A 26,175-nucleotide genomic window follows, 5' to 3' on the forward strand; every position below is an offset into this window, starting at 1 on the left:
TGCCCGGACGATCAGAGGAAATTATACGGGTCGACGTCCACCGTCACCCGCGCCTTGGATGGCCATTCCAGCTTCCCCAGCCAGTCCCGTATGACGTCCTGCACGTCCAGCGCGCGCCGCGCGTGGACGAGCAGTCGGTAGCGATGCCGGCCGCGCAGCATCGCCAGCGGGGCGGGGGCGGGGCCGTAGACGTGCATGCCGTCGACTTCGGGCGCACTGCGGCCGACGAGCTTGGCCGTCTCGTGCGCGCAGGACTGGTCCTCCGACGACACCACGATCGCCGCGTACCGCCCGAACGGCGGCGCGCCCGCGTCCTTCCGCGCGTCCGTCTCCGCGGCGTAGAACGCGTCGGCATCGCCGGTGATGAGCGCCTGCATCACCTGTGCGCCGGGGCTATGCGTCTGGATGAACACGTGACCCGGCTTCTCGCCACGCCCGGCACGCCCCGAGACCTGCCGGATCTGCTGGAACGTGCGCTCCGCAGCCCGCAGATCGCCGCCGTCGAGGCCTAGATCCGCATCGACCACGCCGACCAGGGTGAGGTTCGGAAAGTGATACCCCTTCGTCACGAGCTGCGTGCCGACGACGATGTCGATATCCCCCGCCTCCATCCGCCCGACGAACTCGGCCGCCTTGGCCGGCGACCAGATCGTGTCGGACGTGACGACGGCCGTCTTCGCCTCGGGGAACAACGCCGTTACCTCGTCGGCGATTCGTTCGACGCCGGGCCCGCAGGCGACCAGCGTATCCTCGCCCTTGCACTCGGGACATACGCGCGGTGTCGGCTCGGCATGCCCGCAATGGTGGCAGGCGAGGCGGCGTGTGAGGCGGTGTTCGACCATCCAGGCGGTGCAGTTCGGACATTGGAACCGATGCCCGCACGTCCGGCACAGCGTCAGCGGCGCGTAGCCTCGCCGGTTGAGAAACAGCAGCGATTGCTCGCGCCGTTCCAGCGTCTCTTGCATCGCCTTGACGAGACGCGGGGCCAGCCAGCGGCCGCGTTCCGGCGGGTCCTTGATCAGGTCAATCGGCTCGATCGTCGGCATCTCCGCCGCGCCGAACCGGCCGGGCAGCTTCAGTTCGGCGTAGCGCCCCGTCGCGACTTGTTGCCGCGTCTCGATCGCCGGCGTGGCGGAGGCGAGGATGACCGGGCACCCCTCGAACTTGCCGCGCATCACGGCGACGTCGCGCGCGTGATAATGCACGCCCTCTTCCTGCTTGAAGCTGGTCTCGTGCGCCTCGTCGACGACGATCAGCCCGAGGTCGCGGTAGGGGAGGAACAGTGCAGACCGCGCGCCAACCGTCACCAGCGCCTCGCCGCTGGCGATCGCGCGCCATGCTCGGCGGCGCTGGGTCGAGCGCAATCCCGAATGCCACGCGATCGGCTCGCAGCCGAAACGGTCGTGAAAGCGCTTCAGGAACGGCTCGGTCAGCGCGATCTCGGGGAGCAGGACGAGCGTCTGGCGCCCATCGCGGATTGCCTGCGCGACCGCCTCGAAATACACCTCGGTTTTCCCCGAGCCCGTAACGCCGTCGAGCAACGTCGGGTGGAACGCGTGCTCTGCGACGCCAGCGACCAGGACATCGGCTGCTGCCCGCTGGTCCTCTGACAAAGTCGGCTCATGATGCTGCGGATCGGGCACGGGGTAGGGGACGTCGATGCTGACCTCGACCGCCTCGATCGCGCCGACCTTCACCAGCCCGCGGATCACCGCGTCGCTGACCTCCGCCAGCGTTGCCAGTTCGCGGATAAGGCCTTGGCGGTCAGCGATCCGCTCCATCGCCTGCTCGCGCTGGGGGGTGAGCCGCGGTGGCACGACCCCGGTAGAACGGTATTCTACAACGGTTCGTGCCCCCTCCAGCGCCGAGGTGGACGCCAGCGTCATCCGCAACACCGACGCCGCCGGCGCGAGGTAATAGTCCGCCGTCCACTCGACCAGCCGCCGTAGCGGCGCTCCCAGCGGCGGTACGTCGGCGACCGCGAGCAAGTTGCGCAACCGGTTGTCGCCGACCTCCGCATCGGACGGCATACGCTCGGCTTCCCACACCACGCCAAGCAACTGGCGCGGCCCCAATGGCGCGACTACGACCGAACCCGGCTCGACACTCATGCCGGCGGGCACGCGGTAGTCGAGCGGCCCGAGGGCGGCGTTGAGGATCAGGACACGGGCACGGGACGACATCGTGTTCGTATATGGGGACAGATCGACTCCGCGTGAACCGCTTACGTCGGGTTGGTCGATGCCGCCTTACGCGGCGTCGCGGTTCGGGCGGCGTCGTTCGCCGACACGCGCGCGCTTCGCCTGGTACAGGATCGTATCGGCGCGGTGGATGAAATCGCGCACCGAAAGGCAGTCGCGGTCGAGTGCGGTGATACCGACCGTGCCAGCGCTGACCATCGCGAGGCCATTCAGTGCGATCGGAAAGCGCAACGCTTCCTCCAGCCGTGCAGAGATATAGCCGGGGTTCGCGGCCATGCCGGGATCCTCGATCAGGATCGCGAACTCGTCGCCACCGACGCGGGCGGCGAAGCTGTTCTTGAGCCAGGGGGCCTTCAAGATCCGGCCGACGCCGCGCAACACGTCGTCGCCTGCGGTATGGCCCAGCGTGTCGTTTATCGCCTTGAAGCCGTCGAGATCGACCAGCGCGAGCAACAACGGCGTGCCGTCGGCATGCGACCGCGTCATGGCTGCATCGAGCGTACGATCGAACGCCGCCCGATTGGCGATGCCAGTCAGCGAATCGGTATTTGCCGAGCGCCGCAAATTGACCTCGAGCGCGTGGCGTTCCGTTACGTCCTGGAAGACGCCGACCAACGCTATGGTCTGGCCGTCGACGGTCTCGCACTCGCCGAGCACGCGGACACGGCGCTGTTCACCCTGCGCGTTCTTGAAATCGACTTCGATATCGAACGGCGCACCGGTTTCGATCGTCCGCCGAAGCGAAGCGTTCATCTCGTCGCGGGCATGCGGCGGATAGAATTCCATCGCCACCGGCATCTCGGGCAGGTCGCCGATCGGCAGGCCGTGAATGTGATAGACGCCGTCCGACCATTGCAGCTTGTCGTCGGCCAGCGACACGCGCCACGATCCGATCGCCGCCATCCGTTCCGCCTGCCGGAAGACGCGGTCCTGGCGGGCCAGCGCAGCCGCCTGGCGATCCGCAGTCGTCGCAATCGCGATGGCCTCGCGTGCAGCGGACCGCGCGGCGATCATCGCCTCGGCCAGGGTCGCGAGATGGGTCAGCGCCTTGCGCCCGGCGTCGTTCAGCGAGCGCGGTACAGTATCGACGACGCAGATCGAGCCGATCGCATAATATTCACCGCTCGCGTCGCGCGCATTGACCGGTGCGCCAGCGTAAAAGCGAATACCGTCAGGCGGTTGCGTCCAGGGATTGGCCACGAATCGTAAATCGCTCGACACGTCTTCGATGACCATCGGCCCTTTGCCGAGGATCGTGTAATTGCACATGCCGATTTCGCGCGACATCTCACCGCGTTCGCCGTCGCTCGCAGCCTTGATCCAGAGCCGGTTGCTGTCGACGAGTGTTAGCAAAGCGTTAGGGCAACCCAGCATTTCTGCGGCCAACGCGACCAATGCATCGAATTCGCGCTCGGGTTCGCTGTCGAGCAACGCCAAGGCCTGAAGCGCAGCCACGCGCCGTGCTTCGTCTGAAAAGTTGTCTGTGATGAGATCGACAGGCGACATGAAACTCGAATATAGCGGCTGGGTTAATTTTCTTTGCCTGTTCGGGGCGTTACTGTCCACACATGCCCACCGATAAAGACCAGACGCTCGAAATTCTGCCGCCGTCGATGCTCTGGGCGGAGCACCTCGAGCGCGATCGCCGGCGATCGGTCCACACGATCCGGGCTTATCGGGCGTCGGCCGAACGGCTGACGGCGTTCCTTGTCGGCCATTGGGGAGAGCGGATCACGCGCGGGGCGCTCGCACGCGTGACCGCGACAGACCTGCGAGCGTATCTGGCGCAACGCCGAGAAGCCGGGTTGGGTAACGCGTCGGCGGCGCGGGAATTGTCCGCGGTGCGCGGGTTTCTCGCCTGGGCGAACGAAGGCGCGGAGCAGCCGCGGATGCGGGGGCCGCGCGTGAAAGCGGGCGTGCCGCGGCCGATCTCGCCGGCCGAGGTGGTCGCACTGGCGGAGGAGGTGGCCGACGACGCGGCGGAGCCGTGGATCGGCGCGCGCGACTGGGCAGTGTTGATGCTGCTGTACGGCGCAGGCCTGCGGATCGGCGAGGCGTTGACGTTGCGGGGCGATATCCTGCCGCTTGGCGAGACGATCCGGGTGACGGGCAAGCGCGCCAAGACGCGCGTCGTGCCGCTGTTACCGCAGGTGCGTGCGGCGATCGAGACGTATGTCGCGCAGACGCCTTGGCCTGTCGCGCGCGGCGAACCGCTGTTCCGTGGTGCCAAGGGCGGGGCGTTGTCCCCGGTGATGATCCGCCGGGCGGTGCAGTCGGCGCGTGGACGGTTGGGGCTGGGCGATCGGACGACGCCGCATGCGCTGCGTCACAGTTTTGCGACGCATCTGTTGGGGCGGGGGGCGGATTTGCGCGCGCTACAGGAATTGCTCGGCCATGCGAGCCTGAGTTCGACGCAGGTCTATACGCAGGTCGATGCGGCGCACCTGATGGACGTCTATCGCAACGCCCACCCGCATGGCGGCGTCTAGCCCTTCGGCTTCCAGGTCAGCACGCGCCAGCCATAGCCGATGATGATGACCACGAACGTCGCCACCGCGACCGGGCCGACATAACGGTCGAGTTCCTCAAAATGCGAGCCGAGCAGGATGCCGGCATAAGTCAGCACGGTGTTCCAGATCGCGCTGCCCGCCGCGGTCCAGATCACGAATTGCCAGATCGGCATCCGCGTCATCCCCGCGGGCAGCGAGATGACGGTGCGGAAAGTCGGCATGAACCGGAACACGAAGATCACCCAGCCGCCGCGCTTCATGAAGAAACGGTGGATCTTCTCGACGTCGGACCATTCCATCGTCAGCCAGCGGCCGTTGCGCGCGATGAACGGGCGGAAGCGTTCGTAGCCGATGTTGCGGCCGATATAATACCAGAAGTAATTGCCGACGACCGAGCCCGCGGTACCCCAGGCGATCAGCGGCACGACGCTCATGTCGCCGCGCGCGACCGCCATGCCGCCGAGCCCCATGATGACTTCGGACGGTACCGGCGGCACGATATTCTCGAGCGCCATCAGCAGGAAGATACCGAAATATCCGCCCCAGGCGATGAGATCGAGGATGAATTCGGTCATGGGTATCACATACTGCCGGGATGCCGGATGTGTTCCGTCGACATCACACCACCCCGGCGAAGGCCGGGGCCCAATTGGGGGACGGTTATTACGGAGGACGGCGCTCCGTTACCGCGACCTTGCCAATTGGGCCCCGGCCTTCGCCGGGGTGGTATCCTGTCCGCCTACCGCGCCGCGACCTTCGCCTCGATCGCATCCCAGATCATGCCGGCGACATCGGTCCCATCGAAGTTCGAGATCGCGACGATTCCGGTCGGCGAGGTCACGTTGATCTCGGTCAGCCACGTGCCCCCGATCACGTCGATCCCGACGAACAGCAGCCCGCGCTTCTTGAGTTCCGGCCCGAGCACCGCGCAGATCTCACGCTCCTTGTCGGTCAGCACCGACTTCTCCGCCGAGCCGCCGACCGCGAGGTTCGAACGGATCTCGCCTTCGCCCGGCAGCCGATTGATCGCGCCCGCGACTTCGCCGTCGATCAGCACGATCCGCTTGTCGCCCTTCGCGACGTCGGGGAGGAACGCCTGCACCATGTGCGGCTCGCGCCACGTCATGTTGAAGACCTCCATCAGCGCCGACAGGTTCGCGCCGTCCGACTCGACCTTGAAGATCGCCTTGCCGCCATTGCCGTGGAGCGGCTTGATCACGATCGCGCCGTGCTCCGCGAGAAACTTCCGCGCCTCGTCGAGCGAGCGCGTGACGAGCGTCGGCGGCATGAACTGCGGATAGTCGAGCACGAACACCTTTTCGGGCGCATTCCGTACCTGTGCCGGATCGTTCACGACGAGCGTCTTGTCGGCGATCCGCTCGAGCAGATGCGTCGCGGTGATGTAGCCAAGATCGAACGGCGGATCCTGGCGCATCAGGACCACGTCGGCCTCGTCGCCGAGATCGAGGTTCACCGGCTCGCCGACGCTGAAGTGATCGCCGACGACGCGCTGTACGGTGACCGGATGCGCCTTCGCCCAGATCCGGCCGTCGCGGTAGTTCAGGTCTTCTGCCGAGTAATGGAAGAGCGTGTGGCCACGGTCCTGCGCGGACAGCATCAGCGCGAAGGTTGAATCGCCAGCGATGTTGATGCTGTCGAGCGGGTCCATCTGGACGGCGACGGTGAGGCTCATGCGTCTTCCTTCTGTTCGGTCGAGCGCATGTAGGCGCGGGCGGGCGCGAAGTCACCGGGCGGCGTCACCCGATCCAGGCATTCTCGATATGGCGCGGGCGGGTGCCGGGGGCCAGCAGGATGACGTCGACGCGGATATCGTCGCCGGGTCCGGCATAGCGCGGCATCAAATATTCCGCCGCTGCGGCGACGCGGGCGAGGCGGCGTTCGTCGATCGCGAAGTCGAGTTCGGCGGCGGTCGCGCGGGTTTTCACTTCGACGAACGCGACGAGGTTTCCCTTTCGGGCGACTAGGTCGACCTCGCCGGCCGGGGTGCGCACTCGGCGATCGAGGATGGACCACCCTTTCAAGCGCAGCCACCATCCGGCCAGCCGCTCGCCACGACGGCCGGCGATCTCCGCGGAACGGCGGTCACGCATTCCTGCTCCCATCCCTGAAAGGGAGGGGTTGGGGGTGGGTAGGCCCATTGGCTGGCGATGCGGATCCCAAGCTGCCGACCCACCCCCGACCCCTCCCTTTCAGGGATGGGGGAAGAAGGGGCGTCACCCTTTCTCCGCCTTCAATTCCAGCGCCCGCGCATACAACGCCTTCCGGTCGAGCCCGAGCTTCTTCGCCACCTCGCTCGCAGCTTGCCCGGTCGACAGGCGGGTGAGCGCCTCGGCCAGCGCAGCATCACCGTCCTCCGCGCTCGCCGGCGGCGCTTCACCCGGCGGTGCGACAACGATCACGATCTCCCCTCTTGGCGGCGCATCCGCGTAACGCGCCGCTAGGGTCGACAACGTGCCGGTCACCGCCTCCTCGAACTTCTTGCTAATCTCGCGCGTCACCGCCGCCTCGCGGTCGCCGAGGCCCTCCGCCAGCGCCGCGAGGCATGCCCCCAGGCGCGGGCCGGACTCGTACATCACCAGCGTCGCGCGGATCGTCGCCACCTCCGCGATCGCCTCCGCCCGCGCGTGCATCTTCGACGGTAGGAACCCGACGAACAGGAACCGGTCGGTCGGCAGCCCCGCCAGCGTCAGCGCCGCCACCGCCGCACACGGCCCTGGAATCGTCACCACCAGATGCCCCGCCGCCCTCGCATCGCGGACCAGCTTGAACCCGGGGTCCGAAATCAGCGGCGTCCCAGCATCCGACACCAAAGCCACCGCCTGCGTCGCCATCCGCGCGATCAGCGCCGGGCGCACGCCCTCCGCGCTGTGATCGTGATACGGCACCATCGGTGTCTTCGTGCCGATGTGGCGGAGCAGACCGGCGGTGACGCGGCTGTCCTCGACCGCGATCGCGTCGGCGCGGCGGAGGATGTCGGCGGCGCGCGGCGACAGATCGCCAAGATTGCCGATCGGGGTCGCGACGATGTAGAGGCCGGGATCGAGAAGAGTTTCAGGGTTCATGGGGACGGTCATGGCAGACGCGACGACGATAGGGCAATCCGCACGTACTGCAGGGCGATGGGCGACCCTTGTCGCGGCGTGCCTGCTCGGCGCGTGCCAGACGATCGTCCCGCGTGGTCCTGTCGAGCCGTCGCAGCAGCGCCCGACCACGCGCCCCGTCGATCGGCCCGAGATCGGCGTCGAGACCGGCATTCCTCGCGATGCCGAGCGCAATCGCGTCGCGCTGCTCGTGCCGTTGTCGGGTAGCAACGCTGGCGTCGGCACCTCGATCGCCAACGCAACGATGCTCGCACTGCTCGATACGCAGAACCAGCGCGTCCGGATCACCAACTACGACACCGCGACCGGTGCCGCCGCCGCCGCGCAGCGCGCGATCGCCGAGGGCGCACAGCTGATCCTCGGCCCGTTGCTCGCCGACGACGTCCGCGCAGTGGCACCGATCGCGCGTGCCGCGAACATCCCGGTGCTCAGCTTCTCCAACGATCTCGGCGTGGCGGGCAACGGCGCCTACCTGATGGGCTATGTCCCGACCCAGTCGATCGCGCGCGTCGTCGATTTCGCCCGGACGCGCGGCGTCAGCAACTTCGCCGGGCTCGTCCCCAACGGACTGTACGGCGAGCGTGCCTCCACCGCGTTCCTTCGCGCAGTCGAAGGCGCGGGCGGCCAGGTCGTCTCGCTCCAGACCTACGCGCGGGGCCCCGGCGGCATTTCCGGCGCCGTCACGCGACTCGCGGCGAAGGCCCCCTATGACGCGGTACTGATCGCCGATGGCGGCGCCACCGCAGCCTCCGCGGCCGCGATGGTCAAGCGCGGCAGCGGCGCTTCGACGCGCATCCTCGGCACCGAACTCTGGAACTCCGACACCGCGATCGCCGCCAAGGCAGCGCTCAACGGCGCCTGGTATGCGAGCGTTTCGGACACGCTGTACCGCCAATACGCGGCCAAATACCGCGCACGCTTCGGGGCAGGGCCGTATCGCCTGTCGAGCCTCGGTTACGACTCGGTGCTGCTGACGGTCCGCATCGCGCGCGACTGGAAGCCCGGCACGCCGTTTCCAGTCAATCGCCTGCGCGACGGCGATGGGTTTGCCGGTATCGATGGCGCGTTCCGCTTCGGCAAGGACAGCGTCGCCGAGCGCGCGCTCGAGGTGAAGGAAATCCGCGGCGGCACGACGACGGTCGTCTCGCCCGCACCGGCCGGGTTCGGAAAGTAAGCTTCCCCCTCTCTGAAAGGGAGGGGTAGGGGGTGGGTCGGTATGGGGCGGGCGCACCGATAGCCAACTGGCCGCCCCACCCCTAACCCCTCCCTTCCAGGGAGGGGGATGATCGAAGATCAGCCTACGCGGTGACGATCTCAGGCAGGATCGCGTCGAGTAGGAGCGCGCCTGCCTCGGTGACGCGCAACCGGCCGGGCGAGTGGACGATCAGCCCCAACTCCTCAAGCCGCCCCACCGCCGCCAGATCCACCGGCACCACGCCCGCGTTCAGTGCGGTGATCCGGTCCAGATCCACGCCTTCCGTCAACCGCAACCCCATCAGCAACGCCTCGGTCGCGCGCGTCGACGGCGTCAGCGGATCCTCGACCTCCATGCCGTGGCCATTGCGCTCGATCGCGGCCAGCCAGTTCTCCGGCTTCTTGCGCCGCACCGTCGCCAGCCCGCCGCGCCGCCCGTGCGCGCCTGGCCCGATCCCGGCGTAATCCTGGTACCGCCAGTAAGCGAGGTTGTGGCGGCTCTCCGACCCCCGCCGTGCATGGTTCGACGTCTCGTACGCTGGAAGCCCGGCAGCGGCGGTATCGGCGCGCGTCGCCTCGAACAGGTCGGCCGCCGAATCGCCGTCGGGGATGACGATCCGCCCCGCCAAAGCCTCGGTCGCGAACCGTGTGCCGGCTTCGATCGTCAACTGGTACAGCGAGAGATGTTCCGTCCCCAGGCTCAACGCGCGCGCCAGTTCTGCGCGCCAATCGTCGAGCCGTTGGCCGGGAAGCGCATAGATCAGGTCGAAACTGACGCGGGGAAACACGCTCTGCGCGGTCGCCAGTGCGGCTTGCCCCTCGTTCACGTCATGCGCACGCCCTAGAAACTTCAGCGCCTGATCGTCGAGCGATTGCAGCCCCAGCGACACCCGGTTCACCCCGGCGTGTGCAAGATCGGCAAACCGCGCCGCCTCGACCGAAGATGGGTTCGCCTCCAGCGTAATCTCGATTCCCTCCGCGAATCCCCAGGCCTTCTCCGCCGCATCCAGCACCGCCGCGACCGTCGACGGCGGCATCAGCGACGGCGTGCCGCCCCCGAAGAAGATCGACTGCAACTTGCGCCCCGGCAATACCCGCGCCTCATGCGCAAGGTCGGTCAGCAGCGCATCCCGCCACGCCGCCTGGTCCACCTCCTCGCGAACATGGCTGTTGAAGTCGCAATACGGGCATTTCGACACGCAGAACGGCCAGTGGACGTAAAGCGCGAGGTCGCCCGGGGAATCGGGCCGGGGGCTTGGTGTTTCGAAGACGGGCATTATCTCGCGCATATGGTCGCACGGGGCGGCCGAAGGAAGCGCAATGACGGCACGGATGGGTTTGGCGATCGCCGGGGCGCTTTTGCTGGCAGGCTGCGCACAGGGCCCCGAGCGTGTCGTCGAGCGTCGCGATACCATGGCGCCGGCACCGCGCGGTGCGAGCCTGCTCAAGACCGCGATGATGGACGGCCACAATGCCGCACGCGCCGTCGTCGGCGTGGCGCCGCTCACCTGGAGCGATACGCTGGCGACCACCGCCCGCGCCTATGCCGAGGACCTGGCGCGGACCGGAAAATTCGCGCACGCCCCGCAACCCCAGGGCATGTCGCGCGAAGGCGAGAACCTCTGGACCGGGACGCGCTATGCGTATGCGTATACCGAGATGATGGGGCACTGGGTCGCCGAGAAGCGCGATTTTATCAACATGCCGACCCCCGGGTTCAGCCGAACCGGCAAGTTCGAGGACGTCGCGCACTATACGCAGATCGTCTGGCGCGGCTCGACGCAGGTCGGTTGCGCGATGGCGAGCAACAAGACCGACGACTATCTCGTGTGCCGCTACTCGCCCCCCGGCAACGTCTTCGGCGAGCGCGCTTATTGATCTGGAGCAAATGGTTAGACCCAAAGTGGTGGCACTTTCTTAAGCGGTCGTCGCTTAATCTGGTTGAATGATACCAGTATCCAAACCCGATGGCTCTCGGCCCACTGGCTGCGTCGGATGCCGAGACGGCGCCGGCCTGTCCTTCGCCTTCTCGATGGCGTTCCAGCCGATCGTCGATGTCGAGACCGAGACCGTCTTCGCCTACGAAGCGCTCGTGCGTGGTCCCGAAGGCCAGTCGGCGGCGAGCGTGCTGGCTCAGGTTGATGCCAAGAATCTCTACGCGTTCGACCAGCAATGCCGGGTGCGCGCGATCGAGGCGTCGGTGAAGGCCGGGCTGCTAGACACGCCCGCGCGGCTGTCGATCAATTTTCTCCCGAACGCGGTGTATTCGCCGGCGGCGTGCATACAACTCACGCTCAAGACTGCGGCGGCAGTCGGCATGCCGACCGACCGACTCATCTTCGAGTTCACCGAGAACGAGGAGATGCTCGATCCCGCGCATGTCGCGAACATCATCGCGACGTATCAGAAGATGGGGTTCGGCACCGCGCTCGACGATTTCGGGGCGGGGCATGCGGGGTTGAACCTGCTCGCGCGGTTCCAGCCGGGTATCATCAAGCTCGATATGGAGCTGATCCGCGATATCGACACGAGCCTGCCGCGGCGGATGATCGTCGAGGGGATGCTGCGGATGTGCACCGCGCTGGGAATCACGGTGATTGCCGAGGGGGTCGAAACGCTTGGCGAGTTCGACGCGCTGCGGGGGCTCGGCGTGCGGTATATCCAGGGGTATCTACTGGCGAAACCGGCGTTCGAGGCGCTGCCTACGGTGACGTGGCCGGTGAAGCAGGCGATCGCAGTCTGAACTGCACCTGCTCCCGTCATCCTGACGAAAGTCAGGATCCAGAGTAACGGGCGGTGTCCTTGATGGCTCTGGATCCTGACTTTCGTCAGGATGACGAAGGAAGGCGGTCGGCGGCAGGTTCCCTCCCGCCGATTGCTTAGAACACTGCCGCTTCCAGCAACTTGAACGCCTCGTTCCGATGACTGATCGCGTTCTTCGTCTCGTGCGGGAGTTCGGCATAGGTCTGGTCGTAGCCCAGCGGCACGAACACGGGGTCAAACCCGAACCCGACATCCCCACGCGGCGGCCAGACGAGCGTCCCCTCGGCACGCCCCTCGAACCATTCGACATGACCATCGGGCCAAGCCAGTGCCAGCACACTGACGAAATGGGCGCCGCAGCCCACGTCGGGGCCTTTGGCAACGATCGCGTCCTCGACCTTCTGCATCGCCATCACCCAGTCGCGACCGTTCGGCGTCTCAGCCCAATCCGCCGTGTAGACGCCCGGATCGCCGCCGAGCGCATCGACGCACAGCCCGCTATCGTCCGCGAGGGCGGGATAGCCCGACAGGTCGGCGGCCGATCGCGCCTTCAGCTCGGCGTTCGCAAAGAAGGTCGTGCCCGTCTCGACGGGTTCCGGCAGATCGAGCTCGGCGGCGGAAACGACTTCGAGTCCCCGTCCTTCGAGCAACGCGGCGATCTCGCGCACCTTGCCCTTGTTGTGGCTGGCGATGACCAGCTTGCCCGGCTCGAGCTTGCGGATCGCCTGCGGTTCCTTGCCCTCGCCGCTCACTTGGCGACGGCTTTCGCCTGCGCTGCGAAGATGTCGGTGCAGCCGATCCGCGCGAGGCGGAGCAGGCGGAGCAGCGCCTCCTCGTCATAGGTCGCGCCCTCGGCAGTCGCCTGTGCCTCGGCGATGTTGCCGTTCTCCAGTAGCACGAAGTTCGCATCCGCATCCGCGCCCGAATCCTCGATATAGTCGAGGTCGAGCACCGGATTGCCCTGGTAGATCCCGCAGCTGATCGCCGCGACCTTCTGCGTCAGCGGGTCGGCGGTCAGCTTGCCGCTCGCCAGCAAGCCGTCGATGGCGAGTCGAAGCGCGACCCAGCCGCCCGAGATCGACGCGGTGCGCGTGCCGCCGTCGGCCTGGATCACGTCGCAGTCGATCACGATCTGGCGCTCGCCGAGCAGCTTGAGGTCGACGACTGCGCGGAGCGAACGCCCGATCAGCCGCTGGATTTCCTGGGTGCGGCCCGACTGCTTGCCCTTGGCGGCCTCGCGGTTGTTGCGCGTGTTGGTTGCGCGCGGGAGCATGCCGTATTCGGCGGTCACCCAGCCTTCGCCCTTGCCGCGCATGAACGGCGGCACCTTCTCCTCGACGCTGGCGGTGACGAGCACCTTGGTGTCGCCGAAGCCGATCAGGACGGAACCCTCGGCATGCTTGGTGAAGCGCGGCTCGATCGTGATCGCACGCATCTGGTCTGGGGCGCGGCCGGATGGGCGCATAGTCTTATCCTAACGGGAGTGAGTGGTTGCCCGCTGCCTAGCCTTTCGTTTGGTCGCTCGCCAGCCTTCCCCGTCATCCTGATGAAAGAGCTCGTCATCCTGACGAAAGTCAGGATCCAGAGCCACGAAGGACAGCGCTCGGTTACTCTGGATCCTGACTTTCGTCAGGATGACGGCGTGGAGAGCGGGTGGTGGCGGCGCGCATTCCCCTTTGTAGGACGCGCGATCCGCCCTAGATCAAAGCGATGGCCACGCCCCCCGTCACCGAACTGACCGATCGCGCGCGCGACATTTTTCGTGCGGTGGTCGACAGCTATCTCGCCAGCGGCACGCCGGTCGGGTCGAAGACGATCGCGCAACTCACCGGTCTCAGCCTTTCGCCCGCCTCGATTCGTGGCGTCATGGGCGAACTCGAAGGCCTCGGCCTGCTCGCCAGCCCGCATACCAGCGCCGGCCGCATGCCGACCGACCGTGGTCTCCGCCTGTTCGTCGACGGCATGATGCAGGCGATGGAGCCGTCGTTCGAGGAGCGCCAGACGATCGAGGCGCGTGCCGGCGTCGGAGGCCCGGTCGAGGAGGCGCTCGCTGCGACCACGCTCGCGCTGTCAGGGCTGTCGGCGTGCGCGGGGCTGGTGATGGTCCCCAAGCGCGAGTTGAAACTCCGCCAGATCGCGTTCGTCGCATTGTCGCCCGAGCAGGCGCTGGCGGTGCTGGTCAGCGAGGACGGCTCGGTCGAGAACCGCGTGATCGCGCTGCCGAAGGGCATGTCGCCGTCGGCGCTGGTCGAGGCGGGAAATTACATGTCGGCGACGCTCGGCGGCCTGACGCTGGCGGATGCGCGGACCCGGATCGAGCGCGAACTGGCGGACGGGCAAGCGGCGCTCGATGGCGCGGCGCGGACGTTGGTCGAGCGCGGCATCGCGGTGTGGAGCGAGGATGCCGATCGTCGCCCCGTGCTGATCGTGCGCGGGCAGGGGCGGTTGATCGATGCCGCCGCCGCGGCCGATCTCGACCGGGTCCGCGACCTGCTCGACGATCTCGAGGGAAAGCAGGAAGTCGCATCGCTTTTGGACAGCGCGCGCGCTGGCGATTCGACCCGTATTTTCATCGGCGCGGAGACCAAATTGTTTGCATTGTCAGGGTCTTCGGTGATCGCGCGACCGTTCCGAGGATTGGACGGCCGAGTGGTCGGCGTGGTCGGCGTGATTGGCCCGACGCGGTTGAACTATGCGCGCGTCGTGCCCATGGTGGATTTCACGGCTGCAACGCTCGCCCGGTTGATGGGTTGAGCCGGCCCAATTTATAGGGAAAACCATGTCCGACATCGACCAGAACACGCCTGCAGACCTGCGCGAAGAGACCGCTGAAGCCGCCCCCGAAGTGGCGTCGAACGACCGCGTCGCCGAGCTCGAGAACCAGCTCGCCGAAGCGAAGCAGAACGTCCTCTACGCGCAGGCCGAGATCCAGAATGTCCGCCGCCGCGCCGAGAAGGAAGCGCAGGACGCTCGTGCCTATGCCGCCACCGCGTTCGCACGCGACGTGCTGTCGGTTGCGGACAACCTCTCGCGCGGCCTGTCGGCAATCCCGGCCGACCTCCGCGCTGATGACAAGATGAAAGGGCTCGTCACGGGGCTCGAGGCGACCGGTCGCGAACTGGAGAGCGTGTTCCAGCGCCACGGCATTACGAAGATCGCCGCCGAGGGCCAGATGCTCGATCCGAACAAGCACCAAGCGATGCTCGAAGTGCCGAGCGACCAGCCTGCCGGGACGATCGTCCAGGAGATGCAGGCGGGCTACATGATCAAGGATCGCCTGCTGCGTCCCGCCATGGTCGGCGTCGCCAAGGCGGGCTGAATCCGCCCCGGAACGGGGAGGGGGACCGCCACGCGCTTGCGTGGTGGTGGAGGGGGCTCACCTCCCGCGTACCATCTGCGGCCGGGGGCTTACGTCGAGCGTTACGAACGCAGCACGCCCCCTCCACCAGCTGCGCTGGTCCCCCTCCCCTTGCAGGGGAGGATTTGAAAGTCAGTCCATGAACCAGAACCTCACGACCGATCGCCAGACCTTCGTCACGCATCTCGAATGCTCGATTACCGGCGAGCGGTATGAGGCGGATCAGCTTCACGGGCTGTCGCGCGCCGGACGGCCGTTGCTGGTGCGCTACGATCTCGACGCGGTGCGAACCGCGATTTCGCGCGACACGATCGAGGCGCGGCCGACCGACCTGTGGCGGTGGCGCGAACTTCTGCCGGTTCGGCACACGTCCAACATCGTCAGCCTTGGCGAAATCGAGACGCCGCTGGTGCCGCTGACCAAGTCCGGCGGGCCTAACGTGCTCGTGAAGGACGAAGGCCGCCTTCCGACCGGCAGCTTCAAGGCGCGCGGCCTCGTCATGGCGGTCGCCATGGCGAAGGAGCTGGGGGTCACGAAGATCGCGATGCCGACCAACGGCAATGCCGGTGCGGCCTTGGCAGCCTATGCGACGCGGTGCGGGATCGAGACGATCGTGTTCTGCCCCGACGACACCCCCGAGATCAACGTCCGCGAGATCGCGATGCAGGGCGCGCGGGTCTGGCGGGTCAACGGCCTGATCGACGATTGCGGCGCGATCGTGGGGAAGGGCGCCGCGGAAGGCCGCTGGTTCGATTTCTCGACGTTGAAGGAGCCCTACAGAATCGAGGGCAAGAAGACGATGGGGCTCGAACTCGCCGCTCAGTTCGGCTGGAAACTACCGGACGCGATCTTCTACCCGACCGGCGGCGGCACCGGGCTGATCGGGATGTGGAAGGCGTTCGACGAGTTGGAAAAGCTCGGCTGGATCGGCTCGGAACGCCCGAAGATGTTCGCCGTGCAGGCAAGCGGCTGTGCGCCGATCGTCCGCGCGTTCGAGGCGGGCGAGGAGCATGCCGAGCGTTGGGAGGACGCGAGCACCGTCGCGGCAGGCATCCGCGTGCCGAAGGCGGTCGGCGACTTCCTGATCCTCCGCGCGGTTCGCGAGAGCGGCGGGAAGGCATTGGCGGTCGGCGATCCGGCGATCCTGAAGGCGGTCGATGCGGCGGCGAAGCAGGACGGGTTGCTGCTATGCCCGGAGGGCGGTGCGACGCTCGCGGCGTATCATCAGGCGTTGAACACTGGGCTGGTCGACGAGGACGACAAGGTCGTACTTTTCAACTGCGCGACCGGGTTGAAATATCCGATGCCCGAGGCGCCGCAAGCGCTTGATAGAACACGACCTATCGATTTCGACGCGCTGTAGACGGCGCATTTCTGCCGATCGGGTGGGTCTCGATCTACCAGATCGGTGGTTGAAATTGATCCATGTTGGCTGCAACGGGGCGCCCTTCTTTACAAAAAGGGTCTCCAATGCAGAAAATCGTCCAGGTCGTTTGCGTCTTGCTCATCGCGGCGGCGGTGATGTTCGGCGGTCGCTGGTACATGTACGTCGCACGGGGTTCGAGCCCTTATGACGAGGTCGGCATCGCGTTGAACGGTTATGCGCCGGGGCCCATGCGTGCCTGGGGTTGCCACAAGATGCAGGCGCGGTTCCCGGGCCAGTTGCCGCCTTATGGCTGTGCCGGGCCGGATGGTCGTAGCTGGCTGTAAAGCCAGACGCATCATCTAAGACTCTGTCATCCTGACGTAAGTCAGGATCCAGAGCCACAGCCGTCGCGCTGAGTTACTCTGGATCCTGACTTTCGTCAGGATGACGAGGGGAGTTGGCGGAACGAGCGGGCGTGAACGGCAGCACCGTCTCATACTGCGCGAGCGGCGGCGCGCCCGCCACCTTCGCGCCCGCACGCAGCAGGAAGGCGTGCCGCACGATCTCGCCCTGTTGCTCGATACCGTAGCGGTGCAGCGCCACGCCCGGTCTGAACGCATAATCGTACCGACACCAGGGATGCCGCGCCAAGGGCAGGAACACGCCGCGCTGGTGCTGCCAGATGTGCGTCATCTCGTGGACGAACAGCCCCTGCAATGTCAGGTTCGCGTGCGCGAAGTCGTCGCACCACAGATCACCCTTGGGGTGGAAGTGGATGCAGCCGCGGGGCGCCATCACCGTATCGCGCGGCTGGAAGAACGCCCATTTTCTGCGTGCCAGACTTACCTGCCCGTAATCGATCGCGCCCCCGAACACCGATGCCGCGAGCGCCGTCTCCCCCTCGGTAAGCCCGCGCCTTGAGCCTGCTCCGGTCACTTCCCTACCGGGGTTCCCGCCGCGACCACGGTCGCGTTGTTTATGATCCGCGTCCCATCGGCAAACGCGAACGTGAGCGTCACGCGATCGGCGGGCTTGATCCCCGAATTCATGTCGAACAGCATCACGTGCCGCCCGCCCGGCGCGAACGCCACGTCCGTATTCGCCGGAATCTCGACCTTCGCGAGCGGTGCCATCGTCGACATGCCGCCCTTGTCCATCGTCTCGTGCATCTCAGACCTGATCGCGACGTCGGTCGTGGCCGAGATCAGCGTCGCCGGCGTAGGGCCCCCATGCACCGTGAAATACGCCGCCGCAGGCCGTCCGGTCACCGCGCCGAGCCGCACCCAGGCCCCGTCGACGGACAGTTCCTTGGGCGGCGCGCACGACGCCAGTGCCATCGCGGCAACACCCAGTCCGAAAACGATACGCATAGGTTACTTTTCTCCGGGCCTGACCACTTGCGCATCCTATGACCGGTACAATCTTGCGGCAAGCGCGAGGCCACCTATATCGCGCCCATCATCAGAAAGGTTCCACTGCCGTAACGGGGTGGAACCGGTTTCGTATTTTCGTTTCAAGTGAGGGGCTAATCAGAACTCATGGCTAAAGTAATCGGTATCGATCTCGGCACGACCAACAGCTGCGTTTCCGTCATGGAAGGCGGCAAGCCCAAGGTTATCGAGAATTCCGAGGGCGCGCGCACCACGCCGTCGATCGTCGCGTTCGCCAAGGATGGCGAGCGACTGGTCGGCCAGCCAGCCAAGCGCCAGGCAGTGACGAACGGCGACAACACCATCTTTGCGGTGAAGCGCCTGATCGGCCGTCGCTTCGACGATCCGATCACCAAGAAGGACACCGAGCTGGTCCCGTACAAGATCTCGCGCGGGCCGAACGGCGACGCATGGGTTTCGGCGGGTGGCAAGGATTACTCGCCGTCGCAGATCTCGGCGTTCACGCTGCAGAAGATGAAGGAAACCGCCGAGTCGTATCTCGGCGAGACGGTCACGCAGGCGGTCATTACCGTTCCGGCCTACTTCAACGACGCTCAGCGCCAGGCGACCAAGGACGCCGGCCAGATCGCCGGTCTCGAAGTGCTGCGCATCATCAACGAGCCGACCGCGGCGGCGCTGGCTTACGGCCTCGACAAGCAGGACGGCAAGACGATCGCGGTCTACGATCTCGGCGGCGGCACGTTCGACATCTCGGTGCTGGAAATCGGCGATGGCGTGTTCGAGGTGAAGGCCACCAACGGCGACACCTTCCTCGGTGGTGAGGATTTCGACAACAAGATCGTCCAGTACCTCGCCGACGAGTTCAAGAAGGCCGAGGGCATCGACCTCGCCAAGGACAAGCTCGCTCTGCAGCGTCTGAAGGAAGCGGCCGAGAAGGCGAAGATCGAGCTCAGCTCGGCGCAGTCGACCGAGGTCAATCTGCCCTTCATCACCGCGGACCAGAACGGCCCGAAGCATCTGGTGAAGTCGATCACCCGCGCCGACCTGGAGCGGATGGTCGAGGACCTGGTCAAGCGCACGCTCGAGCCTTGCCGCAAGGCGCTCGCAGATGGCGGCCTGAAGCCCGAGGATATCTCGGAAGTCGTGCTGGTCGGCGGCATGACGCGCATGCCGCGCGTTCGTGAAGTCGTGAAGCAGTTCTTCGGCAAGGAGCCGCACACCGGCGTCAACCCGGACGAGGTCGTCGCGATGGGCGCCGCGATCCAGGCCGGCGTGCTGCAGGGCGACGTCAAGGACGTGCTGCTGCTCGACGTAACGCCGCTGTCGCTCGGCATCGAGACGCTGGGTGGCGTGTTCACCCGGATGATCGATCGCAACACGACGATCCCGACCAAGAAGTCGCAGACCTATTCGACCGCCGACGACAACCAGGGCGCGGTGACGATCCGCGTGTTCCAGGGCGAGCGCGAGATGGCCGCCGACAACAAGATGCTCGGCAATTTCGATCTCGTCGGCATCCCGCCCGCACCGCGCGGCGTGCCGCAGATCGAAGTCACGTTCGACATCGATGCGAATGGTCTCGTCAGCGTCTCGGCCAAGGACAAGGGCACCGGCAAGGAGCAGCAGATCCGCATCCAGGCATCGGGTGGCCTGTCGGACAACGACATCGACCAGATGGTCCGCGATGCCGAGACCTTCGCCGAGGAGGACAAGAAGCGTCGTGCCGGCGCCGAGGCGAAGAACAACGCCGAGTCGCTGGTCCACACCACCGAGCGTCAGCTTGCCGACAATGGCGACAAGGTCGACGAGTCGCTGAAGACCGAGATCCAGGCTGCGATCGACGCGACCAAGGCCGCGGTCGAAAGCGGCGATGCGGACGCGATGACCGAGAAGAGCACCGCGCTCGCCCAGGTCGCGATGAAGCTCGGCCAGGCGATTTACGAGAAGCAGGCCCAGGCGGACGCATCGCCGTCGGCCGACGGCGACGCGGCGAAGAAGGACGACGACGTCGTCGACGCCGAGTTCTCGGAAGTCGACGACAACCCGAAGGCGTAACCGAAACTCCCTCTCCCTTCAGGGGAGAGGGCCGGGGTGAGGGGCAGTTCCGCGCGCTGCCGTGTGGAATGGCCTCTCACCCAACCCTCTCCCCGGAGGGGAGAGGGCTAAGAGGGCCGCTATGAGTACCCAGACAGATTATTACGAACTGCTCGAATGCGAGCGGACCGCGGATGCGGGGACGATCAAGTCGTCCTACCGCAAGCTCGCGATGAAGTATCACCCGGACAAGAACGCCGGCTGCAAGGATTCCGAAGCGCAGTTCAAGGCGGTCAGCGAGGCGTACGAGTGCCTCAAGGACCCGCAGAAGCGCGCGGCATACGATCGCTTCGGCCACGCCGCGTTCCAGAACGGCGGCGGTGGCGGTCACGGCGGCGGCGCACAGGATTTCGGCGGCTTCAGCGATATCTTCGAAAGCGTCTTCGGCGAATTCATGGGCGGCGCGCAGCGCGGCGGCGGTCGCTCGGCGGCCCGGCGCGGCGCGGACCTGCGCTACGACATGGAAGTCAGCCTGGAGGAAGCGTTCCACGGTAAGACGACCGAGATCACGATCGACGTCTCCGCGCTCTGCGACACCTGCGATGGGTCGGGCGCCAAGGCTGGCACGCGCGCGAAAACCTGCCAGCATTGCGGTGGTCATGGGAAAGTCCGTGCACAGCAGGGCTTCTTCGTGGTCGAGCGCGCTTGTCCGGTCTGCAACGGCGCCGGTGAAGTCATCGCCGACCCATGCCCCGATTGCCGCGGCGAAGGTCGCGTCGAGAAGACCAAGACGCTGTCGATCAACGTCCCTCCCGGCGTCGACGAAGGCACGCGCATCCGCATGTCGGGTGAAGGCGAGGCGGGCGCCCGCGGTGCGCCGTCCGGCGACCTCTACATCTTCCTCCACGTCACCAAGCACAATCTGTTCGAGCGCGAAGGCACGACTTTGTTCGCGCGCGCGCCGATCAGCTTCACGGTCGCGTCGCTCGGCGGGTCGCTGTCGATCCCCGGTCTCGACGGCCGCACGCACGAGGTGAAGATCCCGGCCGGCATCCAGTCAGGCAAGCAACTCCGCCAGCGCGGTGCCGGCATGCCGGTGTTGCAAGGCCGCGGCCACGGCGACCTCGTCGTCCAGATCGACGTCGAAACCCCGACGCGTCTCAGCAACCGCCAGAAGGAACTGCTCGAGATGTTTCGCGAGACGGAAACGGGCGATGAGTGCCCGGCCAGCCAAGGCTTCTTCGCCAAGCTGAAGGGCGTGTTCGCCGGAGAATAAACCCGGCTACATACTGAACCAAGGGGGGCGCAATGCTGGCATGTCTTTTCACCGCGCTCGCCTGTTGGCTGCTCATGGCCACCGCCCCCCGGACGCCAATCGGCGAAACCTTGCGTCGGGTGCTGATCGACAAGCCTGCAGTCCGGTTGGCACGGTTCACGCGGGGCGATGCTGCCGTCATGTTCCTGCTGATGCTGACGGCCGCAATGGTCACGCTCGTCGGCGAAGGCGACGGTATCAGGCTGCTTACTCTGGCCGCCCCCGATGTCGCGATCTGGATCACGACGTTCGAGGTTTCGGTCTATGTCGACATTCTCATGGCGGTAGCTGCTGCAGCATCCAGCCTGCGCGTTCGGACTTTCATGACGGGCTGGATCAGCGTCTTCACTCGCCGCCCGGCTGCAAAGGCGCACAAGCGTGCGATCCGCTCGCGGAAAACGCGATCGACGAATGCAGACAACGACGACAACAGACATTGGCGTCAAACCGCGCTTGCCGCCTGACACCGGGGGTAAGTTCGAGCTTGCCTGATTCGCATCATCCGCCAGAATGCCGAACCAACACCGAGGAATGATATGCGCGGACAGGTTTTAGGCGTCGATCCCCGTACGGGCGAAGGGATTGTCGCAGGACAGGACGGACAGCGTTACCGGTTCGCGCCGGAGGACTGGGCGCATCGCGGCGAGCCCGCGATCGGCATTGAAGTGGATTTCGAAGCCGCCAACGACCGCGCGCTCAGCGTCTTCCCGATGCCGACCGCACCGGGCCCCCGTCGCGCCGTGCCGCCCGAGGCTCTCCCAACCAACGACCGCAACAAATACGTCGCCGCGGTCATGGCGTTCGTGATCGGCACGCTCGGCATCCACCGCTTCTATCTCGGACGGACCGGCTCCGGGATCATCATGCTGGTGCTGAGCATCACCGTGATCGGGTTGATCATCAGCGCACCTTGGGCGTTGATCGACATGATCCGCTACCTGATGATGTCCGACGAGGAATTCGCCGCGCGCTATCCGCGAAAGCGGTGATTATGCGCGGGTCTTGAAACTGCCGGCCTAGCCGTGCCCCCTCGGAAGGGGGCGGGCGGGCCGATGGATCAGAAGGCGGTGATGACCACCCCGACCACCAGCGCTTGAGCCGCGATCGCTAGCATGGTGCTGGTCACGGTTTCGAACATGCGCATGGATAGGTCTCCGATGCCGGAACAATATCCGGCAAGCGGGATATGGGCTTAGTTGCGCGTTGTCGCAATTTTGTAACACGTAATCGCAATTGCGTTGCGTGCACTTTGGGTCGTTTTCGACGTTACATTCGCCGATCCGCAACGGTCTCCCCTCCCTGAAAGGGAGGGGCGGGGGGTGGGTCGGCTTCCGCAAGCGCCAGACGGGATGGCTCGAACCAGCCTACCCACCCCCAACCCCTCCCTTTCAGGGAGGGGAGCAACCTTCGCCCTAGTCCTCAGGCTGCGCCGAACACCCGCGCGAAGATCGTGTCGACGTGCTTCAGATGATAGCCGAGGTCGAACTTGTCCTCGAGCTCCGCATCCGACAGTGTCACTTCCGGGTCCGCCTTCAGCAACTCCAGCAGCGACAGCGCGCCGTCCGAATCCCACACCTTCATCGCGTTGCGCTGGACCAAGCGATACGCGTCCTCTCGGCTCACCCCCGCCTGCGTCAGTGCCAGCAGCACGCGCTGCGAATGGACGAGGCCACCCATCTTGTTGAGGTTCTTCAACATCCGCTCGGGGTACACGACCAGCTTGTCCATCACCCCGGTCAGCCGCGCGAGGGCGAAGTCCAGCGTGATCGTCGCGTCGGGTCCGATGTACCGCTCGACCGACGAATGCGAGATGTCGCGCTCATGCCACAGCGCGACGTTCTCCATCGCCGGCGTGACGTAGCCGCGGACCATGCGCGCAAGGCCGGTGAGGTTCTCGGTCAGCACCGGATTGCGCTTGTGCGGCATCGCCGACGAACCCTTCTGGCCGGGGGAGAAGAACTCTTCCGCTTCGAGCACTTCGGTCCGCTGCAAGTGACGCACTTCGGTCGCGAGCCGCTCGATCGAGCTGGCAATCACGCCCAGCGTCGCAAAGAACATCGCGTGGCGATCGCGCGGGATCACCTGCGTCGAAACCGGCTCGACCGACAGGCCCAGCTTGCCCGCGACATACTCTTCCACGAACGGATCGATGTTCGCGAACGTCCCCACCGCGCCCGAGATCGCGCAGGTCGCGACGTCCTCGCGCGCCGCCACCAGCCGCGCGCGGTTGCGCGCGAACTCGGCATGCGCCTGCGCGAGCTTTAGCCCGAACGTCACCGGCTCGGCGTGGATGCCGTGGCTGCGGCCGATCGTCGGCGTCATCTTGTGTTCGCGCGCGCCGCGTTCGAGCACCACCAGCAGCGCATCGAGATCGGCGATCAGGATGTCGCTCGCCTTGGCCAGCTGCACCGCCAGGCACGTGTCGAGCACGTCCGACGAGGTCATGCCCTGGTGCATGAAGCGTGCTTCGGGGCCGACGTGCTCGGCGACGTTGGTCAGGAAGGCGATGACGTCGTGCTTGGTCTCGCGCTCGATCTCGTCGATCCGGTCGACCTCGAACGCGCCCTTTTCCCAGATCGCGGCGGCGGCTTCCTTGGGGACGACGCCCAGTTCGGCGAGCGCGTCGGTGGCGTGCGCCTCGATCTCGAACCAGATCTTGAAGCGCGCTTCGGGCGTCCAGATCGCGACCATGTCGGGGCGGGAATAGCGGGGGACCATCGGGTTTCCTCGGGAGCGTGAAGGGTAGGGCGCGTCGCGTGCCATCAGGCCCACGGTTGCATGCGAAACGCGGTAGCAGGACGCAGGGGAAGGTTCAAACACCCACCGCGAGGTATAAATCCGGCGATGTCGCGCCTATAGAGTGGTTAAGCGGTTCGCTATGCCGAGTATATATCGGGCATGGGCGCAACGTCGCTTAGTAGATGCGTAGAACACTACCGGAGAGACGCAATGTTGAAATATGCTATGCTGGCCGGCGCGGCACTGGTTGCTGCACCCGTATTGGCGCAGACGACCACGGCATCCTCGCAGACTTCGGGGCCGGGCGGTGCTGCTGTCGGGCAGGCCGCCCCATCTGGTACGCCAACCGATGCAGTACCGATGCAACCCGCCGCGCGCGAGCAGCCCGCGACCGGCAGCCAGGTCGCACAGGTCGTCGACACCGAGTTCCCGACCTACGACAAGAACGGCGACGGGAAGCTCAGCGCGACGGAATTCGGCGGCTGGATGGTCGCGCTGAAGAGCAAGACCGATCCGTCGACCAAGCCCGACGCCCCCGAGACCAAGAAATCGGTCTCCGCCGCCTTTGCGCAGGCCGATACCGACAAGAGCAAGTCGCTGACCAAGACCGAGGTCACCAGCTTCCTGTCGCAGGGCTGACGGCAATGGCACGTCCGCAAAGTCCCATCGCACGGATCAAGGTCGTCGGGTTCGGGCCCGGCGGCCTTTGTTACGTCAGCCGTCCAGCGAACCCGTCGCCATCAACGCGAGGAAGGGATCGCGCACCCGCTGCGACGCGCCGTTGAGCAGGCGTCGCATCCGCGCATCATACGCATCGACAGGATCGTCCGCGCGCCTGTGTGCCATCGTCCAAGCACCGAACTGCCGTTCGTGGATCGGAATATTGTGCTGGAGCGACAGATCGTAATGACGATCGTCCTGCGTAATACGGCCGAACGTCGCGTCGACGAAAGCGGTCGGTCCCTCGATTACCTGAAGAAAATGCGTGCCGTCCGACCACAACAGCCCGGTGATGTCATGCAGCGCGTTATTGTGCCGCGACTGCTGCAATATTCCCACAAGATCGGCCTTGTCGCCGGCTATGGTGCTCGAACTCATGTATAGAATTTGGCGCATCGCGTCTCCGGTCGATAGTTGCGCATATCGCTACTATAGATCGGAGAGCTACGACTTGCGGTAGATCAGTCGGCTTTGCGCACCCGATCTTTCGCAATGCGGGTTTCCGCCAGGATCTGCCCCTGCGCCTCGAGGGCGGCATTGAGCAGCCGATCGGAAGTTTCGGCCGCGGCGTCGGGCGTCAATGATACGGCGACCCCGTCCGGCCCGTCGACCATGACCTGACCGTGCTCGGCGGCTACCTCCGAGGCTTCGTCGTGCAACTTGTTATCCACATGCAATTCCTTTGCTGTGACAACGAAGATACGGATGAAAAGGCACGAGGAGTTTCGGTTCTTTCTCCTTTATCTGATTGCGTCAGATCAACCCTTGCGCCCGCAGGCTGACATGGCCGGCGGTGCCCATCACGATATGGTCGTGGACGGTGATGCCGAGCCGCTTGCCCGCCTCCGCAATTGTCCGCGTGATGTCGATATCGGCGCGGCTGGGGGAAGGGTCGCCGCTCGGATGGTTGTGGACGAGGATGATCGACGCGGAGCCGAGGTCGATCGCGCGGCGGATGACCTCGCGGACGTACACCGCGGCCTGGTCGATCGATCCCTTGCTCATCACCTCGTCGCGAATCAGCATGTTCTTGGTGTTGAGATGCAGCACGCGGAACCGCTCGATCGCGTGATGCGCCATGTCCGCGCGGAGATAATCGAGCAACGCTTGCCAGTTGGCGAGCACCGGGCGGTCGCTGACATGCGATTGCAGCAGGCGGATCGCGGCGGCGTGCGCGATCTTGATCGCCGCGGTCGAGATCTCGCCCATGCCCTTCACCCGGCCGAGCGCCTCGGCATCCGCGGTCAGCACGCCGCCGATCCCGCCGAACTCGCGCATCAGCGCCTTGGCGAGCGCCTTGGTATCGCCGCGCGGGATAGCGATCGCGAGCAGATATTCGATGAGTTCATGGTCGAGCAGCGCATCGCTGCCGCCCTCGAACAGGCGTTTGCGGAGGCGGCCGCGATGGCCCTTCAAATCGTCCCCCCGGACGTCAGCGTCTTCGTCCGGATCGGCCATTTTG

28 protein-coding genes are annotated in these 26,175 nt (G+C 65.9%); 13 read left to right on the top strand and 15 right to left on the bottom strand.

The window, feature by feature from the left end; all coding sequences use genetic code 11:
- Nucleotides 1-11: 11 nt before the first annotated feature.
- Together ASE69_RS15240 and ASE69_RS15245 are read right to left on the bottom strand one after the other, a co-directional pair.
- Nucleotides 12-2,183 carry a primosomal protein N' gene (locus tag ASE69_RS15240; protein WP_056488482.1) on the bottom strand — a complete coding sequence of 724 codons (2,172 nt, stop codon included), beginning with the start codon at nt 2,181-2,183 and terminating at the stop codon, nt 12-14.
- A 66-nt stretch (nt 2,184-2,249) separates the two neighbouring features.
- The gene (locus ASE69_RS15245) at nt 2,250-3,707 is read right to left on the bottom strand and encodes a diguanylate cyclase domain-containing protein (RefSeq protein ID WP_056488484.1); all 1,458 of its coding nucleotides are present in this window, start codon (nt 3,705-3,707) and stop codon (nt 2,250-2,252) included.
- Between the two features lie 107 nt (nt 3,708-3,814).
- Here ASE69_RS15245 and ASE69_RS15250 point away from each other — a divergent pair, with 107 nt between their 5' ends.
- Nucleotides 3,815-4,690 (top strand): tyrosine recombinase XerC, encoded by an 876-nt coding sequence (locus tag ASE69_RS15250; RefSeq protein ID WP_200924190.1) that lies wholly within the window; start codon nt 3,815-3,817, stop codon nt 4,688-4,690.
- Here the strand turns inward: ASE69_RS15250 and ASE69_RS15255 are convergent.
- The 4 genes from ASE69_RS15255 to rsmI all read right to left on the bottom strand — a co-directional run bounded on the left by ASE69_RS15255 (nt 4,687) and on the right by rsmI (nt 7,794).
- Nucleotides 4,687-5,286 (bottom strand): DedA family protein, encoded by a 600-nt coding sequence (locus tag ASE69_RS15255; RefSeq protein ID WP_056488488.1) that lies wholly within the window; start codon nt 5,284-5,286, stop codon nt 4,687-4,689. The two genes, ASE69_RS15250 and ASE69_RS15255, sit on opposite strands and share 4 nt — an antisense overlap.
- Nucleotides 5,287-5,450: 164 nt before the next feature.
- Nucleotides 5,451-6,404 carry a glutathione synthase gene (gene gshB, locus ASE69_RS15260; RefSeq protein ID WP_056488491.1) on the bottom strand — a complete coding sequence of 318 codons (954 nt, stop codon included), beginning with the start codon at nt 6,402-6,404 and terminating at the stop codon, nt 5,451-5,453.
- Between the two features lie 64 nt (nt 6,405-6,468).
- Nucleotides 6,469-6,822, bottom strand: coding sequence for a YraN family protein (locus ASE69_RS15265; protein WP_056488495.1), 354 nt, complete (start codon nt 6,820-6,822; stop codon nt 6,469-6,471).
- 123 nt (nt 6,823-6,945) lie between these two features.
- The gene (gene rsmI, locus ASE69_RS15270) at nt 6,946-7,794 is read right to left on the bottom strand and encodes a 16S rRNA (cytidine(1402)-2'-O)-methyltransferase (RefSeq protein WP_156362357.1); all 849 of its coding nucleotides are present in this window, start codon (nt 7,792-7,794) and stop codon (nt 6,946-6,948) included.
- Nucleotides 7,795-7,804: 10 nt separating this feature from the next.
- On the opposite strand from rsmI, the gene ASE69_RS15275 reads away from it, so the two are divergent.
- Nucleotides 7,805-9,007, top strand: a complete 1,203-nt coding sequence (locus tag ASE69_RS15275; RefSeq protein ID WP_056489379.1) for a penicillin-binding protein activator — start codon at nt 7,805-7,807, stop codon at nt 9,005-9,007.
- Nucleotides 9,008-9,131: 124 nt separating this feature from the next.
- On the opposite strand, the gene hemW is transcribed toward ASE69_RS15275, so the two are convergent.
- A complete protein-coding gene (gene hemW, locus ASE69_RS15280; RefSeq protein WP_056489381.1) occupies nt 9,132-10,304 on the bottom strand; it encodes a radical SAM family heme chaperone HemW in 1,173 nt (390 codons plus the stop codon).
- A 43-nt stretch (nt 10,305-10,347) separates the two neighbouring features.
- Here hemW and ASE69_RS15285 point away from each other — a divergent pair, with 43 nt between their 5' ends.
- The gene (locus ASE69_RS15285) at nt 10,348-10,905 is read left to right on the top strand and encodes a CAP domain-containing protein (RefSeq protein ID WP_056488500.1); all 558 of its coding nucleotides are present in this window, start codon (nt 10,348-10,350) and stop codon (nt 10,903-10,905) included.
- A 154-nt stretch (nt 10,906-11,059) separates the two neighbouring features.
- Nucleotides 11,060-11,770: an EAL domain-containing protein gene (locus ASE69_RS15290; protein WP_056488503.1), complete on the top strand. Its 711-nt coding sequence runs from the start codon at nt 11,060-11,062 to the stop codon at nt 11,768-11,770.
- A gap of 136 nt (nt 11,771-11,906) precedes the next feature.
- Here ASE69_RS15290 and rdgB read toward each other — a convergent pair whose 3' ends face one another.
- Both rdgB and rph read right to left on the bottom strand, forming a co-directional pair.
- Nucleotides 11,907-12,542, bottom strand: coding sequence for an RdgB/HAM1 family non-canonical purine NTP pyrophosphatase (gene rdgB, locus ASE69_RS15295; RefSeq protein WP_056488506.1), 636 nt, complete (start codon nt 12,540-12,542; stop codon nt 11,907-11,909).
- Nucleotides 12,539-13,255, bottom strand: a complete 717-nt coding sequence (gene rph, locus ASE69_RS15300) for a ribonuclease PH (protein ID WP_056055360.1) — start codon at nt 13,253-13,255, stop codon at nt 12,539-12,541. The genes rdgB and rph overlap by 4 nt, the downstream gene beginning before the upstream one ends.
- Before the next feature lie 245 nt (nt 13,256-13,500).
- Between rph and hrcA the strand changes: the two genes are divergently transcribed.
- The 4 genes from hrcA to ASE69_RS15320 all read left to right on the top strand — a co-directional run bounded on the left by hrcA (nt 13,501) and on the right by ASE69_RS15320 (nt 16,858).
- Nucleotides 13,501-14,544, top strand: coding sequence for a heat-inducible transcriptional repressor HrcA (gene hrcA, locus ASE69_RS15305; protein ID WP_056055363.1), 1,044 nt, complete (start codon nt 13,501-13,503; stop codon nt 14,542-14,544).
- A gap of 25 nt (nt 14,545-14,569) precedes the next feature.
- Nucleotides 14,570-15,109: a nucleotide exchange factor GrpE gene (gene grpE, locus ASE69_RS15310; RefSeq protein ID WP_056488509.1), complete on the top strand. Its 540-nt coding sequence runs from the start codon at nt 14,570-14,572 to the stop codon at nt 15,107-15,109.
- Between the two features lie 178 nt (nt 15,110-15,287).
- Nucleotides 15,288-16,511, top strand: coding sequence for a threonine synthase (locus tag ASE69_RS15315; RefSeq protein ID WP_056488512.1), 1,224 nt, complete (start codon nt 15,288-15,290; stop codon nt 16,509-16,511).
- Nucleotides 16,512-16,618: 107 nt separating this feature from the next.
- Nucleotides 16,619-16,858, top strand: a complete 240-nt coding sequence (locus tag ASE69_RS15320) for a hypothetical protein (protein ID WP_056488513.1) — start codon at nt 16,619-16,621, stop codon at nt 16,856-16,858.
- 73 nt (nt 16,859-16,931) lie between these two features.
- Here ASE69_RS15320 and ASE69_RS15325 read toward each other — a convergent pair whose 3' ends face one another.
- Both ASE69_RS15325 and ASE69_RS15330 read right to left on the bottom strand, forming a co-directional pair.
- Entirely contained in the window at nt 16,932-17,450 is a 519-nt protein-coding gene (locus ASE69_RS15325; RefSeq protein WP_056488515.1) for a hypothetical protein, read from the bottom strand.
- Complete coding sequence (locus ASE69_RS15330; protein WP_056488518.1) at nt 17,447-17,884, bottom strand: copper chaperone PCu(A)C; 438 nt, start codon at nt 17,882-17,884, stop codon at nt 17,447-17,449. The genes ASE69_RS15325 and ASE69_RS15330 overlap by 4 nt, the downstream gene beginning before the upstream one ends.
- Before the next feature lie 168 nt (nt 17,885-18,052).
- On the opposite strand from ASE69_RS15330, the gene dnaK reads away from it, so the two are divergent.
- From dnaK to ASE69_RS15350, 4 genes are all read left to right on the top strand, one after another.
- Nucleotides 18,053-19,960, top strand: coding sequence for a molecular chaperone DnaK (dnaK, locus tag ASE69_RS15335; protein ID WP_056055380.1), 1,908 nt, complete (start codon nt 18,053-18,055; stop codon nt 19,958-19,960).
- A gap of 121 nt (nt 19,961-20,081) precedes the next feature.
- A complete protein-coding gene (gene dnaJ / locus ASE69_RS15340) occupies nt 20,082-21,215 on the top strand; it encodes a molecular chaperone DnaJ (protein WP_056055383.1) in 1,134 nt (377 codons plus the stop codon).
- Between the two features lie 32 nt (nt 21,216-21,247).
- Entirely contained in the window at nt 21,248-21,718 is a 471-nt protein-coding gene (locus ASE69_RS15345; protein WP_156362358.1) for a hypothetical protein, read from the top strand.
- 72 nt (nt 21,719-21,790) lie between these two features.
- The gene (locus tag ASE69_RS15350) at nt 21,791-22,243 is read left to right on the top strand and encodes a TM2 domain-containing protein (protein ID WP_056488524.1); all 453 of its coding nucleotides are present in this window, start codon (nt 21,791-21,793) and stop codon (nt 22,241-22,243) included.
- Between the two features lie 430 nt (nt 22,244-22,673).
- Here ASE69_RS15350 and purB read toward each other — a convergent pair whose 3' ends face one another.
- Nucleotides 22,674-23,972, bottom strand: coding sequence for an adenylosuccinate lyase (gene purB / locus ASE69_RS15355; RefSeq protein ID WP_082453164.1), 1,299 nt, complete (start codon nt 23,970-23,972; stop codon nt 22,674-22,676).
- Nucleotides 23,973-24,203: 231 nt separating this feature from the next.
- Between purB and ASE69_RS15360 the strand changes: the two genes are divergently transcribed.
- On the top strand, nt 24,204-24,632 hold the full coding sequence (locus tag ASE69_RS15360) for a calcium-binding protein (protein ID WP_056488529.1): 429 nt from the start codon (nt 24,204-24,206) through the stop codon (nt 24,630-24,632).
- A 75-nt stretch (nt 24,633-24,707) separates the two neighbouring features.
- Here ASE69_RS15360 and ASE69_RS15365 read toward each other — a convergent pair whose 3' ends face one another.
- From ASE69_RS15365 to radC, 3 genes are all read right to left on the bottom strand, one after another.
- Nucleotides 24,708-25,109 (bottom strand): BLUF domain-containing protein, encoded by a 402-nt coding sequence (locus tag ASE69_RS15365; RefSeq protein WP_082453165.1) that lies wholly within the window; start codon nt 25,107-25,109, stop codon nt 24,708-24,710.
- Nucleotides 25,110-25,174: 65 nt separating this feature from the next.
- Entirely contained in the window at nt 25,175-25,384 is a 210-nt protein-coding gene (locus tag ASE69_RS15370; protein WP_056488535.1) for a hypothetical protein, read from the bottom strand.
- An 82-nt stretch (nt 25,385-25,466) separates the two neighbouring features.
- A complete protein-coding gene (gene radC, locus ASE69_RS15375; protein ID WP_056488537.1) occupies nt 25,467-26,171 on the bottom strand; it encodes a RadC family protein in 705 nt (234 codons plus the stop codon).
- Between the last annotated feature and the right edge of the window lie 4 nt (nt 26,172-26,175).

Source organism: Sphingomonas sp. Leaf208 (assembly GCF_001421415.1).
Lineage (GTDB): Bacteria > Pseudomonadota > Alphaproteobacteria > Sphingomonadales > Sphingomonadaceae > Sphingomonas.